13 protein-coding genes and 1 tRNA gene are annotated in these 14,917 nt (G+C 54.2%); 8 read left to right on the top strand and 6 right to left on the bottom strand.

What is annotated here, in order from left to right:
* Positions 1 to 128 precede the first annotated feature (128 nt).
* From C8R21_RS13030 to C8R21_RS13015, 4 genes are all read right to left on the bottom strand, one after another.
* Complete coding sequence (locus C8R21_RS13030) at positions 129 to 392, bottom strand: helix-turn-helix transcriptional regulator (protein ID WP_107763094.1); 264 nt, start codon at positions 390 to 392, stop codon at positions 129 to 131.
* Between the two features lie 254 nt (positions 393 to 646).
* Positions 647 to 1,576 carry a hypothetical protein gene (locus C8R21_RS13025; RefSeq protein WP_107763093.1) on the bottom strand — a complete coding sequence of 310 codons (930 nt, stop codon included), beginning with the start codon at positions 1,574 to 1,576 and terminating at the stop codon, positions 647 to 649.
* Positions 1,577 to 1,642: 66 nt separating this feature from the next.
* The gene (locus C8R21_RS13020) at positions 1,643 to 2,878 is read right to left on the bottom strand and encodes a tyrosine-type recombinase/integrase (protein WP_107763092.1); all 1,236 of its coding nucleotides are present in this window, start codon (positions 2,876 to 2,878) and stop codon (positions 1,643 to 1,645) included.
* A gap of 161 nt (positions 2,879 to 3,039) precedes the next feature.
* Positions 3,040 to 3,126, bottom strand: a tRNA-Leu gene (locus C8R21_RS13015).
* A gap of 98 nt (positions 3,127 to 3,224) precedes the next feature.
* Between C8R21_RS13015 and queA the strand changes: the two genes are divergently transcribed.
* From queA to C8R21_RS12985, 6 genes are all read left to right on the top strand, one after another.
* The gene (queA, locus tag C8R21_RS13010; protein ID WP_107763091.1) at positions 3,225 to 4,301 is read left to right on the top strand and encodes a tRNA preQ1(34) S-adenosylmethionine ribosyltransferase-isomerase QueA; all 1,077 of its coding nucleotides are present in this window, start codon (positions 3,225 to 3,227) and stop codon (positions 4,299 to 4,301) included.
* Positions 4,302 to 4,420: 119 nt separating this feature from the next.
* A complete protein-coding gene (tgt, locus tag C8R21_RS13005) occupies positions 4,421 to 5,524 on the top strand; it encodes a tRNA guanosine(34) transglycosylase Tgt (RefSeq protein ID WP_107763090.1) in 1,104 nt (367 codons plus the stop codon).
* Between the two features lie 39 nt (positions 5,525 to 5,563).
* Positions 5,564 to 5,902 carry a preprotein translocase subunit YajC gene (gene yajC, locus C8R21_RS13000; protein WP_107763089.1) on the top strand — a complete coding sequence of 113 codons (339 nt, stop codon included), beginning with the start codon at positions 5,564 to 5,566 and terminating at the stop codon, positions 5,900 to 5,902.
* A 70-nt stretch (positions 5,903 to 5,972) separates the two neighbouring features.
* Entirely contained in the window at positions 5,973 to 7,817 is a 1,845-nt protein-coding gene (gene secD, locus C8R21_RS12995; RefSeq protein WP_107763088.1) for a protein translocase subunit SecD, read from the top strand.
* A gap of 40 nt (positions 7,818 to 7,857) precedes the next feature.
* On the top strand, positions 7,858 to 8,790 hold the full coding sequence (gene secF / locus C8R21_RS12990; RefSeq protein WP_107763087.1) for a protein translocase subunit SecF: 933 nt from the start codon (positions 7,858 to 7,860) through the stop codon (positions 8,788 to 8,790).
* 69 nt (positions 8,791 to 8,859) lie between these two features.
* On the top strand, positions 8,860 to 9,519 hold the full coding sequence (locus C8R21_RS12985) for a DedA family protein (RefSeq protein WP_107763086.1): 660 nt from the start codon (positions 8,860 to 8,862) through the stop codon (positions 9,517 to 9,519).
* Positions 9,520 to 9,654: 135 nt separating this feature from the next.
* Here the strand turns inward: C8R21_RS12985 and hemH are convergent, their stop codons facing one another.
* Both hemH and hrcA read right to left on the bottom strand, forming a co-directional pair.
* Positions 9,655 to 10,779: a ferrochelatase gene (gene hemH, locus C8R21_RS12980; protein WP_258192405.1), complete on the bottom strand. Its 1,125-nt coding sequence runs from the start codon at positions 10,777 to 10,779 to the stop codon at positions 9,655 to 9,657.
* A 23-nt stretch (positions 10,780 to 10,802) separates the two neighbouring features.
* Positions 10,803 to 11,822: a heat-inducible transcriptional repressor HrcA gene (gene hrcA, locus C8R21_RS12975; protein WP_074975923.1), complete on the bottom strand. Its 1,020-nt coding sequence runs from the start codon at positions 11,820 to 11,822 to the stop codon at positions 10,803 to 10,805.
* A gap of 271 nt (positions 11,823 to 12,093) precedes the next feature.
* Between hrcA and C8R21_RS12970 the strand changes: the two genes are divergently transcribed.
* On the top strand, positions 12,094 to 12,978 hold the full coding sequence (locus C8R21_RS12970; RefSeq protein ID WP_107763085.1) for an NAD kinase: 885 nt from the start codon (positions 12,094 to 12,096) through the stop codon (positions 12,976 to 12,978).
* A 16-nt stretch (positions 12,979 to 12,994) separates the two neighbouring features.
* Positions 12,995 to 14,713 carry a DNA repair protein RecN gene (recN, locus tag C8R21_RS12965; protein ID WP_107763084.1) on the top strand — a complete coding sequence of 573 codons (1,719 nt, stop codon included), beginning with the start codon at positions 12,995 to 12,997 and terminating at the stop codon, positions 14,711 to 14,713.
* Positions 14,714 to 14,917 lie beyond the last annotated feature (204 nt).

Raw genomic sequence — 14,917 nt, 5'->3', positions numbered from 1 at the left:
ACGGCCATCCTGCTTTTCACAAATTGCGAGCGACGGGTTGCGATCATCGTGTGCAGGGCAACAAGCCACCCAATTGCCTGGTCTTGTGGGTCGGACTTTTTCAAGCCGACTCAACAGTTTCGCCGCGCTCATAGTGCCTCCTTGCGGGCTGCGACGAGTTGGGTCACCAATGCCCGGATTTCCTCTTGAGATTTTTCCGCAATATAAGCCTCTTGCAATAGAGCTATTTCGTCACTAGGCCATGCTGATGCCCTTGGCCCTATTTTTACTGGTGGCACGAATAAGCCATTTCCGATCCTGTCATACAGTGTTGAATTACCCCAGCCCATTGCTTCGCGAACTTTAGGTTTGCGGTCAAGATTACGTTTCACGCTCTTACGTTTCACGGTCATCGTCGTTCTCCCACTGGTGACCAAGCGATCCATACCGGTCACTCCAGCATGTGTTTGGATTCCTCCGGATCAAGCGCAACCATAGCTACCTCACCCAGAAGAAGGTTACGATGCTGTAGATGAACGAGCACTTATGCCGTTTTGGAAGAATGAGTGCCGTAGTGAGGTGGAAGTACGGCGCTGTAGTTACTTATGATGCGTAGGAGGAGGGGAGGAGGAAATCGTACTGCGAGTCGGAGTTATAACTAGAGGAATCAGTCAAGGTCGGGTTGCCAGTCTTGCTGCCACTCCGGAAAATTTTCCCTAACGAGTTTTTCGAGCTCTTCTTTAGAAGGAATCAAGCGAGCCGCAAACCGCATTTGCTTATTGGCCGCTTCAGAGTATTTGAGGCGATAGGTCCAGAGGCAGTTGGCGACTTCTGCTGGATTCCAAAGCGCTGCCTTCCGATGGACAACTGGGCCTATACGCGCATCTTCTAACCACTGTCCTGGTCTGGACAATATATTTTTCCATCGGTCTTTCTTCCAAAAAGAGAAGACCTCAATAATCCGTTGTGCGGACACTCCAAGCCGTTGTTTATCGCCTTCGTCTTTGCAGGAAGGTGGACCTTCATGAAAGCATTCTGCCTCTATTTGTTTGATCTGATCGAGCGAAAACATCGCCCATTCTTTAGGAGGGAAATCGTCACCTTTACTCCACTGAGTACCGCCGCAACTGGGGTGAAGATCAAGCAATTCTCCTTCTACAATCTTGCAATGAATAAATGCTTCCATATTGAGGTTGGGGTGCTCGCTCCAGCGCTCGATCAATTGAGAAGAGGATATATAGCGATGAGTGGGCTTGAAGTTCTTGACCTGATCTAGCAAAAACCACCATGCAACCAGCAATTGGCGGTAGTCGGCAACAAAGTAGCCTTGATAATGCAGGGGGGCGAAGGGTCCAAATACTTTAGGGTTACGATATACGTCCAATCCTCCGAAATCCCAGCCCATCATGCCCCAAACAGCAAGCTCCCCTGGCGTGGTACCTAGACGCTCGGACAATATTTTTAAAGCTGATACGTAATGAATATACTGAGGCGATTCTTGCGATTGGAGAGGACTACCATCATCTGTCCCCTTATCTACTTGAAACTCAGACACTGCGTTATTCTTACATCCTTTTCCCTCTGATTTTCTTTTCATGCATAAAGCCTCGTTTAATCTATAAATAAGTTCCCTTTTGGGTTAATGCTGTCAGCTGAGACCGCATCACGCTCTTCTAAGCAGCGGTATAACGTGTGCCTTCGCCCTCAGTTCCTCAAGCTCATCAGCCCACCATTGCGCCAATTCTCGTCGCTCCCTGATATACGTCGCCCGATTGTAGGTTGCCCGGATCGCGTTTCCGTCCTTATGCGCCAGCGCTGCCTCGATAACGTCATGGCGAAACTGGCCGTGTTCGTTGACCATGGTGCTGAAAAAATGCCTGAAGCCATGAGGGACAATCCGGTAGGCAGGCCAGACCGTTCGCAAGGCCTTCGCGATTGTCATATCACTGATGGGCTTGATAGAACTGGTCACGCTGGGGAATAGCAGCTTGCTGTAGCTGGTATAATGGCGCAGTTCCTCCAATGCCGCAACCGCCTGATGGGATAGGGGAACCACGTGCGGCTCGGTCATATGATGGCGGTTTCGCATGCGCTCAAGCGGGATCGTCCATAACGCTTTCTCGAAATCGAACTCTTCCCACTGCGCCAGGCGCAGTTCGCCTGGACGGGTAGCCACGAGCATCTGCAACCAGATGGCAAGACGGGTTTCAGCCCGCCCAGGATACTCAAATAGATTGCGCAGGAACTGGATAGCATCCTCACGGCTCTTAAGACCCGGGTGGCGCTGTTCCTTATGCTTCTTTAGCACCAGGTCTTTTTGCGGTACGGGATTGTGCTCGATCATTTCTTCGCTAAGGGCGAAATCAAAAACCGACCTGATCCACGCCCGGCATTTCTGCATGATCTCAAACGCTCCACGACGCTCCATTGCCTGCATCGCATCGCGCACCATGAGGGCGCTCACATCCTGGATCGGCAGATCACCGAAACGGGGGTAGACATTGGCTTTGAATGTTTCCTCTGTCTTTTTATAAGTAGTGGGAGCCAGGGTACGCTTCTTGATATTCAACCACTGCTCAGCAACGGCCCTGAAGGTGTTTGTAGCGGAGGCGGCTTTTCTTGCCTCCTGGATGCGTCTGTTCTGGACGGGGTCAGTGCCTTCGGCCACCAGTTGACGCGCAGCCTTGGCTGCCACTCTGGCATCAGCCAATCCCATTTCCGGATAGACGCCTAGTTGCAGCATTTTTTCCTTGCCGTGGAGAGTGTAGCGAAGCTGGAAGTATTTGTAGCCGTTGGGGTGCACCAGCAGGTGCAGGCCATTTCCATCGCGCAGCTTGCGGGGCTTGTCCCCTGGCTTTGCGTTGCGGACTTCTATGGCGGATAAGAGCTCTGCGGCCATGACGGGTAAAAACTTGTTGGGGTAAATAATTTACCCGCATTTTTACCCGCTCTTTACCGGAAGTCAATGGACGCAAAAGGATATTGCTAGACGAACTTTTATAAGAGAAGGTTGTTTTATATAATTATTTATACTTCTCTGGACTTCTTTGGACTATCTGTTGGTGCCGGGAGGGGGAATCGAACCCCCATGACCTCGCGGTCGCGGGATTTTGAGTCCCGTGCGTCTACCAATTCCGCCATCCCGGCAAAGCTTTTCCTGTTCTTTTTCAGGAGGGGCATTATCACTGAAAACCCCATTTGCGGCAACCCGTAGCGCGATTCCTGCTGCCGGTATAATACGGGCGATGAAAATTCAGGATTTCGACTTCGAACTTCCCCCTGAACTGATTGCGCAGTTTCCGGCGGAGAAGCGGGGCAATAGTCGCATGTTGCATCTCCACGCTGCAAGGGGTGCATGGCAGGACAGGATGTTTGCTGACCTCCCGTCGTATTTGCGCGCCGGTGACGTGGTCGTTTTTAACGATACCCGCGTCATCAAGGCGCGCCTGTATGGCGTGAGAGATACCGGCGGCAGGGTGGAGGTATTGGTGGAGCGCGTGCTCGACAGGCAGCGCGTGCTGGCTGTTATTCGCGCCAGTCATTCACCGAAACCGGGATCTAAGCTTTTCCTTGCTGACGCGATCGAGGTTACCGTCCTGTCCCGGGAGCATGATTTTTATACCCTGCAATTCGAGCACGAAGGTACGGTCATCGAGTTGCTGGAACGTTACGGCAATCTGCCGCTGCCTCCTTACATATCACGCCCAGTGGAAAAATTTGACGAGCTGCGGTATCAGACCATTTATGCGACTCGGCCTGGCGCAGTGGCCGCTCCGACCGCAGGCCTGCATTTCGATGAGCCCATGCTGGAGTTGTTACGAAAATTGGGTGTGGTGATGGCGCATGTGACGCTACATGTGGGATCCGGCACTTTCCAGCCTGTCCGGGTGGAAAATATTGCCGATCACAGAATGCACAGCGAAATTTTTGATGTGTCTGCGGAAACCGTGGAATGCATTAAGCATGCGAAAGCCGAAGGTGGGCGGGTGCTGGCAGTGGGCACCACATCGCTCAGGGCGCTGGAAGCCGCGGCAGCAGCTACGGAGAAGCGAGCGGAACCAGATGATAATGGGGAAGATGGCGCTCAGATAAAATGCGGAGTGGGCGAAACCGATATTTTCATTACACCGGGTTACCAATTCCGGGTGGTGGATTGTCTGCTGACCAACTTTCATTTGCCACGGTCAACGTTGTTAATGCTCGTGTCCGCGTTCGGCGGGGTCGAAAATATCCGGCAGGCGTATCGACATGCGATAGAAGAACGCTATCGCTTTTTCAGCTTTGGCGACGCGATGCTGATCGAAAGGGCAGGGGGGATATAGATTAAAGCCTGGAATAACGAATCTGCGGACACAATCGTTTGCCTCCAGTCATAGCGCTATCCTCTAAAAAACTGCTTGGTCTTCTTTCTATAAAACTGCCTTATTCAGTAGCTTGATCCATGAAATTTCAATTACATCGAACTGACGGCCTGGCCCGTCGCGGCACCTTGTCGCTCACACACGGCGTTGTGGAGACGCCCGCTTTCATGCCGGTGGGGACCTATGGTGCGGTAAAAACAATGTCACCATCGGATTTGCGAGCAATCAACGCCCACATAGTGCTTGGCAATACCTTCCACTTGTGGTTGCGCCCCGGCCTCGAAGTCATCGAAGCGCATGGTGGATTGCATCGGTTCATGGGGTGGGACGGCCCCATACTGACCGACTCCGGCGGATTTCAGGTATTCAGCCTCGGCGTTTTGCGAAAAATCACGGAGCAGGGGGTGAAGTTCAAGTCCCCCGTGAACGGTGACACGTGCTTTCTTACGCCGGAGGAATCGATGCGCATCCAGCATGTGCTCAATTCTGACATTGTCATGATATTCGATGAATGTACACCCTATCCGGCGGATGGGCGGGCGGTGGGAGAGTCCATGGAATTGAGCATGCGCTGGGCGAAGCGCTCAAGGCAGGCGCACGATGAAGGTGGAAACCGCAACGCACTGTTCGGTATTGTCCAGGGAGGAATGTACGAAAACCTGCGCGATGAATCCCTGGCGGGGTTGCTGGACATCGGCTTCGATGGCTATGCAATCGGAGGGCTTTCAGTGGGAGAGCCCAAGGCCGACATGCGGCGGATTCTCAGACATACCGCGCCCCGGCTGCCAGCGGAGAAGCCCCGCTACCTCATGGGTGTAGGCACTCCCGCTGATATCGTGGATGCGGTGGCGCAAGGTATAGACATGTTCGATTGCGTGCTGCCGACACGCAATGCGCGCAATGGATGGTTGTATACGCGAGCAGGGGTCATCAAGCTGCGCAACAGCCAGTATCGCCTCGATACCCGTCCGGCGGACGAACAATGCACCTGCTATACTTGCCGGCATTTCAGCCGCGCTTATCTGCACCATTTGCAGCGAACCGGCGAAATTCTGGGTGCGCGCCTCAACACGCTGCATAACCTGTATTATTATCAGCAGTTGATGGGCGAAATCCGCACTGCAATCGAAAGCGGGCAGTTCCAGGAATATGCGCAAGCGTTTCAAGCACAAACAGCCTCGTGATAAAATCATGTTCTTTTTATTCCATTACCGGAGAATGCCATGTTGATTAGTGCAGCCTACGCTCAGGCCACCGCACCCGCCGCACCGACCGGGGCCGATTTTATGAGTCTGCTCCCGCTGATCGCCATATTCGTCGTGTTTTACCTGCTGATGATTCGTCCCCAGGCGAAGCGCGCCAAGGAACAGAAGCTGATGATCGAGGCGTTGCAAAAAGGCGATGAAGTGACAACTGCGTCGGGCGTGCTGGGTCGGGTGGCCAGGATCAGCGGAAATTACATCGTCCTGCAGGTTGCAGAAAATGTGCAGGTAGTCATACTGAAGTCATCTGTTCAAACCCTGCTCCCCAAGGGAACATTGAACACCATCGAAAAAGAATAATTGAAACTATTGTAAACACTGTACGACGCGGGCGTTTCGCCCCTTCTCCTCCTCTGTCTACTCCAAAAACATGAACCGCTATCCTGCCTGGAAATACCTCCTTATCGCGGTTTCGATACTGCTTGGCCTGCTCTATACCCTGCCGAATTTCTATGGAGAGTCGCCGGCGGTACAGATTTCGCCACTGAGGACTGCGGCCAAGGCTGATACCGGGTTGCTGAATCGCGTTGAAGAAGCGCTCAAGGAAGCCAACCTGCCAACCAGCGGCATGTTTCTGGAGGGGGGCAGCATCAAGGTGCGCTTTGCCGATACCGATGCGCAGATCAAGGCCAGGGATACGCTCCAGTCGCTGCTGGGCAACGGCTACATGGTGGCACTGAATCTCCTGCCCAATTCTCCCCAATGGCTGGCCAGCGTTCGCGCACTGCCGATGTATCTTGGGCTCGATCTCCGCGGGGGCGTCCATTTCCTGCTGGAAGTGGATATGAAAGGCGCCCTCTCCAAAGCTCTTGACCGCTTTGGTTCCGATATCCGCGGCAGTCTGCGGGAGAAAAAAATCCCCTATGCGGGGCTCGACAAGCGCGGCTCGCTGATCGTCGTCAAATTCCGCAATGCGGAATCGCGCGCGCAGGCAGAGGCGGAAATCAAAAAGAACTACCCTGACCTGGATTTGCGGGGAGAGAATGTCGGCACCGAGTTCCATCTGGCGGCCACATTGAGGCCGGAGGCGCAGAAGCGCATCCAGGACGCCGCCGTACAACAGAACATCACCACCCTGCGCAACCGCGTCAACGAGCTCGGCGTTGCCGAGCCTATCATCCAGCAGGCTGGAGCGGACCGGGTGGTGGTGCAACTGCCGGGTGTGCAGGATACTGCCAAAGCCAAGGATATTCTGGGGCGCACCGCCACGCTCGAAGTCCGCATGGTTGACGAGGAACACGACCTCAGCGCCGCCTTGAGGGGGCAGATTCCCTTTGGCTCGGAACTGTACAACGAACGCGGAGGCGGCCCGCTGCTGGTAAAAAAACAGGTAGTGCTGACAGGTGACCGGATCAACGATGCGCAACCGGGCTTCGACAACAATAACCAGCCCGCGGTCCACCTCAACCTGGACAACAGTGGCGCCCGCATCTTCCAGCAGCTTACCCGCGATAACGTCGGCAAGCGCATGGCCATTCTGCTGATCGAGAAAAACCAGGCTGAAGTGGTCACCGCGCCGGTGATCCGGGAAGAAATCGGCGGTGGAAGGGTGCAGATCAGTGGCCGCATGACTTCCGAGGAAGCAAGGGATGTGGCGTTGCTGCTGCGCGCAGGGGCGCTGGCTGCTCCCATGGATATCGTCGAAGAGCGAACCGTGGGTCCGAGCCTGGGAGCGGAAAACATTGAGAGCGGATTTAACTCCACCCTTTATGGTTTCGCGATGATTGCCGTTTTCATGACCATCTACTATCTGGTATTTGGTTTCATCTCGGTACTGGCGCTCGGGGTCAACCTGCTGCTGCTGATCGGTCTTCTTTCAATTCTGCAGGCAACGCTCACACTGCCCGGCATGGCCGCCATTGCACTTACCATAGGGATGGCTATCGATGCCAACGTGCTCATCAACGAACGCATACGCGATGAGCTGGGGGAGGGCATGGCGCCGCAGGCTGCGATAAATGCCGGTTACGAGCGCGCCTGGGCGACCATTCTCGATTCCAACATCACTACCCTGATTGCAGGTATCGCTTTGTTTGCGTTCGGGTCGGGGCCGATAAAAGGGTTCGCGGTGGTGCTGTGCCTGGGGATACTGACTTCCATGTTCAGCGCGGTGATGGTCTCGCGTGGCTTCGTCAATCTGGTATACGGCAGCCGGCGCAAGCTGGAGCGAGTTTCCATCGGACAGGTGTGGAAGCCTGTGACCAACAAGCGTTGACAGCGGAAAAAGCGTATCTTTGAGAGAATAAGGGTCATCAATGGAATTTTTCAGATTCAAGCGCGATATCCCTTTCATGAGCTGGGGGAAATACACGACGACCATTTCCCTGGTTACGTTTATCGTGTCCGTGTTTTTTCTCGTTACCAAAGGGTTGAATCTGGGGGTTGATTTTACCGGCGGAACGGTCATGGAAGTCAGTTACACCCAACCGGCAGATCTCAACCGCATCCGCAGTACCTTGATCAAACTCGGAATGGCTGACGCCAGCGTGCAGAATTTCGGCACCTCCCGGGATGTGCTGATACGCCTGCCAGCCAAGGCCGACATGTCGAGCGCGAAGCTTTCCGAGACAGTGATCGCCGCGTTGCGCGCGGATAACGAGGCGGCGGAGTTGCGCCGGGTAGAGTTTGTGGGTCCCCAGGTAGGCAAGGAACTGGTGGAAAACGGCGCACTGGCCTTGCTGATTGTGTCGCTGGGGGTCGTCGCTTATCTGGCAATACGGTTCGAGTGGAAATTCGGTGTTTCCGGCATCATCGCCAACCTGCATGACGTCGTGATTATCCTGGGGTTTTTCTCATTCTTCCAATGGGAATTTTCACTCACGGTTCTTGCCGCCATACTGGCGATTCTGGGGTATTCCGTAAACGAATCAGTGGTGGTATTCGACCGGATACGGGAGAATTTCCGCAAAATGCGCAGGGCATCAGTGTCACAAGTCATCGACAACGCCATTACCAGAACCATGTCGCGTACCATCATCACGCATGGCAGCACCCAGATGGTCGTGGTATCGATGCTGCTTTTCGGCGGCGAATCACTGCATTACTTCGCTCTGGCGCTCACCATCGGCATTCTGTTCGGCATTTATTCCTCTGTGCTGGTCGCAAGTCCCCTTCTCATGCTGTTGGGTGTCTCGCGCAAGGATATTGTCAAACCCGAAAAGAAACCTGAACCGGAAGCAGTACCTTGAGCCGGAATCCATAAATCAAAACCCAGGCTTTTCTCTCCCGGAAGGCTTTTCATATTCATTCAGTCTATTTTGGAAATTATTGCCACCTTTATCGACATCATCCTCCACCTGGATAAACACCTGATCTGGCTAGTGGAGAATTATGGCAGTTGGGTTTATCTCATACTGTTCCTGATAATTTTTTGTGAAACAGGCCTGGTGGTGACTCCGTTCCTGCCAGGAGATTCGCTGCTGTTTGTCGCGGGCGCCATCGCAGCTACAGGCGCGATGGAGGTAACCGGGCTGGCAGCGCTGCTCATGCTGGCCGCATTCTGCGGAGATAATACGAATTATTGGATTGGGCGCTATTTCGGCCCGAGAATATTCAAGCGGACTGACTCGCGCCTGCTGAATCGCGCCCATCTGGAAAAAACCGAGGCCTTTTATGCCAAGCATGGTGGAAAGACCATAATCTTTGCACGTTTTCTACCTATCATCCGTACTTTTGCGCCGTTTGTCGCAGGTATCGGACGAATGGTTTATCCCCGTTTCATGGCTTACAGCGCCTTCGGCAGCATTTTCTGGATCAGTTTCTTCGTGTTCGGAGGATTCTTCTTTGGCAATGTGCCCATAGTGAAGAATAATCTGACCTTCTTCATTTTCGGCATCATTATCATTTCGGTTCTTCCCGGGTTGATCCAGTTCATGCGGAGTTGGCTCGGAAATCGCGCCACAGCCCGCGTCCGCTAGAACGACTATGAATCTCGTCATTCCGGGCCTGCCCCGGAATCCAGCAAACCGGAATCCAGCCCAAACCAATAATGGCGTACTTTGAACGTCATACCGGCTTCCGCCGATATGACGTTTGTATTGTTTGCTCAGGAATTAATAGTCGACACTTTTGTCAGTCGCGGATGTCTCTCCTTGCGATAAAGCGATAACCTTCTCATCCTTACCGAAACCTTTCTTATCCGCAAAGCCAGGACCCGTCCACCCCTGTAGATTGACAAGGGTAATGTCTCCCAGCGCGTGTATCCAGTCATCGCGTTCATTCAGGCAGGGAATGTAATGGAACTGATGACCCCCGGCCTGGATAAAAATGGTCTTCGCCTCCATGGCGATTTCTTCGAGCGTTTCAAGACAGTCGGAGACGAAACCGGGGCAGACGACATCGATACGCCGTATCCCCTGCCTGCCTAGCTGCTCCAGAGTGTCAGCCGTGTAGGGCCTCAGCCATTCCGCCCTACCAAAGCGGGACTGAAAGCAGATTTGATACTGGCTTGCATCCAGTTCCAGCGCTTCTGCCAGTAAGAGGCCCGTTTTCCGACATTCATCCTGGTAAGGATCCCCTTTGTCCACCGACGAGCGAGGTATCCCATGAAAGCTCATTACGAGCTTATCCGGCCTGCCTGCTTTTGCCCAGTGATCGCGCACGTTGTTTGCGAGCGCAGCGATATATCCTGGATGATCGTGATAGTGTTTTACCGTGCGCACAGCGGGGATATTACGCAGCTTTGCCAGTTGCGCGAATACCTCATCGAACGCTGAAGCAGTGCTGCTGGCAGCGTATTGGGGATAGAGCGGCAGTACGAGCAGCCGGTCACAACCCTGTTCCCGGAAGCGCTCCAGCATTTCCACTACCGACGGACTGCCTATGCTCATTGCGTATTGCACCACAGGCGCGGCGGTAGGGTGGAGGCGTTTTACCAGGAATTCCTGGAGCAGCCGGGTCTGGCGGGCAGTGTGAACCTTGAGCGGCGAGCCCTCCGGCATCCACACCTGCGCATACTTTTCTGCCGATTTTTTCGGTCTGGTATTGAGTATGATGCCGTTGAGGATGGGCCACCACAGCCACCGCGGAAATTCTATAACGCGCGGATTACTGAGGAACTGCTTGAGATAAGGGCGTAGCGCTTCTGGAGTGGGTGCCTCCGGCGTGCCGAGATTGATCAGCAGGACTCCGGTCTGGCTGGGGGCGCTCTGATGGGAAGCAGGCTCGGGGGAAATCAAGGCGGGATGATTCCGGAGATTCCCTAATGCAGGGACAATGCGCTCGACAGCAGCCTTGCCGTCATATCGACGACAGGAATGACACGTTCGTAAGCCATCCGAGTGGGGCCGATGACGGCAACCGTACCGACCATTTTCCCATCCACCCTGTAAGGAGCCGTAACAACGCTGAATTCATCCATAGTGACCACCCCGCACTCTTCCCCGATAAAGATTTGCACACCTTCCGCCTTGCGGCTGAATTCCAGCAACTGCAGCAACGCCGTCTTGCGTTCGAAGAGATCGAACAGCTTTTTCAGGCTTGCCATATTGCTGGATAAATCCTGGACGTCCAGAAGCTTGCGTTCACCAGCCACTATTACGGCCTCGCTGTTTTCCCTGATTGCCGCGTCGCCTGCATCAATGGCGGCGGTCATCAGCGAGGTCATGTCCTGGCGCAACTGCTTCAGTTCACTTTGCAGACGGGTACGGATCTCGTCGATGGCGCAACCGGCATAATTGCGATTGATGAAATTCGCCGCTTCCGTCAGTTCAGACTGGCTGTAATTCCTGTCGGTGAAAAGCACGCGATTTTGAACGTCTCCTTCCGGAGTGACAATGATGAGCAGAACACGTTTTTCCGACAGCGACATGAATTCTATGTAACGGAATATGGCGCTGTTACGCTTGGGGCTGACTACCACCCCGGCAAAGCGGGTAAGTTCGGCCAGCAATTGCGAGGCGGAGCTGATCAACCGTGAGGGATTGTCCGGATGGAGTTGATCCTCCAATTGATGAATCTGGATGACATCCAGAGGTTTGACCACCAGCAGCGTATCCACAAAAAAACGGTAGCCCTGATGAGTAGGTATACGGCCGGCAGAGGCGTGCGGGCTGGCAACCAGGCCCATTTCCTCGAGATCAGCCATTACGTTTCGAATCGTGGCCGCGCTGAGATCCAGTCCGGAAAATTTTGAGAGCGAGCGCGACCCCACCGGCTGGCCTTCGCTTATATAGCGTTCCACCAGGGTCTTAAGCAAAATCTGTGCGCGTTTATTCAGCATTCGGATATTCTACACCAGGATTTCATTTTCGGCCTTTCTGTTCCTGCGAAAAGGAATCGTACCTCATCTTTTGATCTTCAATCAGGTGAAAAGATTCCATAAGGATTTTCGGCGTGAGCCGGGCAGAGTGAGACGGGAAGGGCAAGCCTCCCATGGGGAACCCTTTGTCACCTTCCTGCCGATATGGTTTAATCTCGACAGGAGAAGAGCCATTTCGCGGCTCGAAGGTAGCAGAAGTAGCTAAGGGTATTAAGGGTATTTATTCAATAGAATGAGTTCTTCCTTCCAGACAGTAGCGCTGATAGGCAAGCACAAGAATCCCGGCGTCGTAACACCGTTGTCGAGTTTGGCGCGCTATCTGCAAAGCCGGAACCTGACTGTGCTGCTCGACAACCTCACCGCTGCAAGCATGGGTGAGGACAGCTATCCGGCTGTCGCTATGGAAGAGATCGGCACATGCGCCGATCTCGCGATCGTCCTGGGCGGCGATGGTACCATGCTCAATATTGCGCGGAAGCTTGCGCCCTTCAATGTGCCGCTGGTCGGCATCAATCAGGGACGCCTCGGCTTTCTTACGGACCTGTCCATTGATACCATGCAGCAAGTGCTTGGCGCCATACTCGAAGGTCAATATATTACGGAGCAGCGCATGCTGCTCTATGCGGAGGTGGCGCGCAGCAATGTCACCACCTTTGGCGGGCTGGCGCTGAACGACGTGGCTGTCAACCGGGGAATCGGCGGCAACATGATCGAATTTGAAGTGCGCATCAACGACGAATATGTTTGTTTGCTGCGTTCCGACGGCCTGATTGTTGCCACGCCAACCGGTTCGACGGCGTATGCATTGTCAGCGGGAGGCCCTATACTTCATCCGAGCCTAGATCTGGTTGCACTGGTGCCGGTCAGTCCGCATACTCTGAGCAATCGCCCGATCGTTGTCGGACCGGATGCGGTGGTGGAAATCCTGATGCAGCGTACAGCGGTTGCCCGTGTTCATTTCGACAGTCATTCCCATTTCGACCTGGAGGAAAACGACAAGGTGATGGTTCGGCGCTCGCCCCATAGGGTAACATTGCTGCATCCCTCCGACCACAGCTACTACCGCATGTTGCGGGAGAAACTGGGTTGGAGCGGTCTCCCCAGAAACCCGACCTGAACGCTGTGGAGTTTCTATGTTGAAGTTTCTTGCCATTCGCGATTTTGTCATCGTTGACCGGATAGACCTGGAATTTGCTCCCGGTTTTACCGTCCTTACCGGGGAAACCGGTGCCGGCAAATCCATTCTGATTGATGCACTCTCACTCGTGCTGGGGGAGCGGAGTGATGCGAGTGCGGTCCGTAACGGCTGCGAGCGGGCGGAAATCAGCGCGGAATTCGAGGTGGCGGACCTGCCCGACGTGATTGCCTGGCTGCATGAAAACGGATTCGAAAACCAGGAAGAAGAGGGTGTCTGCCTGTTGCGCAGATTGGTGGATGCAGGTGGCCGCTCGCGCAGTTTCATTAATGGAAACTCCGCTACTTTACAGCAATTGCGGGCGATTGGAGAAAGTCTGGTAGACATTCAGGGGCAGCACGTTCATCAGTCCATGTTGCGCAGTGAAGTGCAGCGTGAACTGCTCGATTCTTATGCCGGGAGCAAGCCGTTGGCCAGGCAAGTAGCAGAAGCTTACCGCCGGTGGCAGGCAGCGCGGCAGCAGCGCGAGGCATGGGAGCAGAATGCGGCAGCTTTCGCCCGTGAACGGGAAGAACTGGAGTGGCAGGTAAACGAGCTTTCTACCTTGAATTTCTCGAATGATGAATGGGAAAGCCTGCAGGCCGAACACAGCCGCTTGTCCAATGCCGCGAGTCTGCTGGAGACGGCTCAGGCAGGGCTCGAAGCACTGTCAGAGGGGGAGTTCGCAGTCCTCTCGCAGATCAATTCGGTAATTTCACGGTTACATCAGATGGTGGACTACGATCAGAGCCTGAAAGCGGTTCTCGATTTACTTGAACCGGGTCAGATCCAGTTGCAGGAAGCCGTGTATGAGCTTGGCCGCTATCAGCAGCGGCTGGAACTGGATCCGCAGCGCTTGTCGCAAGTCGAGGAACGGTTGGCGGAGGTTCATGCCGCAGCGAGGAAGTATCGGGGGACGCCGGAAGAACTACCTGAACTGTTGAAAGGCTTTACCGAACGGCTGCAAGTATTGGGGAGCAAGGGAGATGTGGAATCCCTGGCAAGGGAGGAAGCCGTTGCGAGCAGTGAATATAGTGAACTTGCAAAAAAATTGACTATTGAGAGATCAACCGCCGCCAGTACCTTAAGTCAGCAGGTTACCGCCGCAATGCAAACTCTGGCGATGGCCGGCGGTGAATTTTCGTTGGCGTTGCTGCCTCTTGAGCAGGGAACGGCACACGGCATGGAACAGATAGAGTTTCAGGTTGCCGCCCACAAGACCCTGCCATTGCGTCCGCTCGCAAAGGTCGCGTCGGGAGGAGAGCTGTCGCGCATCGGTCTGGCGATCAGCGTGATTACTGCCAAGCTCGGTACGGTTCCCACCTTGATCTTTGACGAGGTAGACGTGGGGATCGGCGGGCGGGTGGCGGAAATCGTGGGCACCCTGCTGAAAAGGCTGGGCAGGGAGCGCCAGGTGTTGTGCATTACTCATCTGGCGCAAGTCGCATCGGCGGGAGATCATCAATGGCGGGTGAGCAAATCAGCTGATTCTGCGAGTGGAGGAAAAGTGACAAGCCGTATCGTTGCGCTTGACAGACAGGAGCGGGTCGAGGAAATTGCGCGCATGCTCGGCGGGACGAAAATTACAGATACGACCCGTAGTCATGCTGCGGAGATGCTGCTTTCCGCCGGAGAAGCAGACGGCACTGATCAATCACCGATGCATCCCACCATATAACAGAACGCCATTTTTTCAATTTGTCTCGTGCCTGAATAATGTGAGGGTTTGCGGTAGCGAGGTGTGCGAGGCGAATGGTGCTGGGGCAGGATATCCGCCTTATCTTGCCACTACTGCTTTCAGGCTTTGCAGTATGAGGGAACCCAGCTGCGCTGAATTATATGTGCAGGCAATTGATTAAAATCAAAGGTAATACCGTCCTTG

This window comes from Nitrosospira multiformis, assembly GCF_003050865.1.
Taxonomy (GTDB): Bacteria; Pseudomonadota; Gammaproteobacteria; order Burkholderiales; family Nitrosomonadaceae; genus Nitrosospira; species Nitrosospira multiformis_E.
The sequence above is the reverse complement of the archived record's forward strand: the minus strand, read 5'-3'. Positions and strand labels throughout refer to the sequence as shown.

Bases quoted from the DNA above. Each gene is read 5' to 3' on its own strand.
- C8R21_RS13030 (WP_107763094.1), bottom strand. From the start codon at position 392: ATGACCGTGAAACGTAAGAGCGTGAAACGTAATCTTGACCGCAAACCT.
- C8R21_RS13025 (WP_107763093.1), bottom strand. From the start codon at position 1,576: ATGAAAAGAAAATCAGAGGGAAAAGGATGTAAGAATAACGCAGTGTCT.
- C8R21_RS13020 (WP_107763092.1), bottom strand. From the start codon at position 2,878: ATGGCCGCAGAGCTCTTATCCGCCATAGAAGTCCGCAACGCAAAGCCA.
- queA (WP_107763091.1), top strand. From the start codon at position 3,225: ATGAAAATTCAGGATTTCGACTTCGAACTTCCCCCTGAACTGATTGCG.
- tgt (WP_107763090.1), top strand. From the start codon at position 4,421: ATGAAATTTCAATTACATCGAACTGACGGCCTGGCCCGTCGCGGCACC.
- yajC (WP_107763089.1), top strand. From the start codon at position 5,564: ATGTTGATTAGTGCAGCCTACGCTCAGGCCACCGCACCCGCCGCACCG.
- secD (WP_107763088.1), top strand. From the start codon at position 5,973: ATGAACCGCTATCCTGCCTGGAAATACCTCCTTATCGCGGTTTCGATA.
- secF (WP_107763087.1), top strand. From the start codon at position 7,858: ATGGAATTTTTCAGATTCAAGCGCGATATCCCTTTCATGAGCTGGGGG.
- hrcA (WP_074975923.1), bottom strand. From the start codon at position 11,822: ATGCTGAATAAACGCGCACAGATTTTGCTTAAGACCCTGGTGGAACGC.
- C8R21_RS12970 (WP_107763085.1), top strand. From the start codon at position 12,094: ATGAGTTCTTCCTTCCAGACAGTAGCGCTGATAGGCAAGCACAAGAAT.
- recN (WP_107763084.1), top strand. From the start codon at position 12,995: ATGTTGAAGTTTCTTGCCATTCGCGATTTTGTCATCGTTGACCGGATA.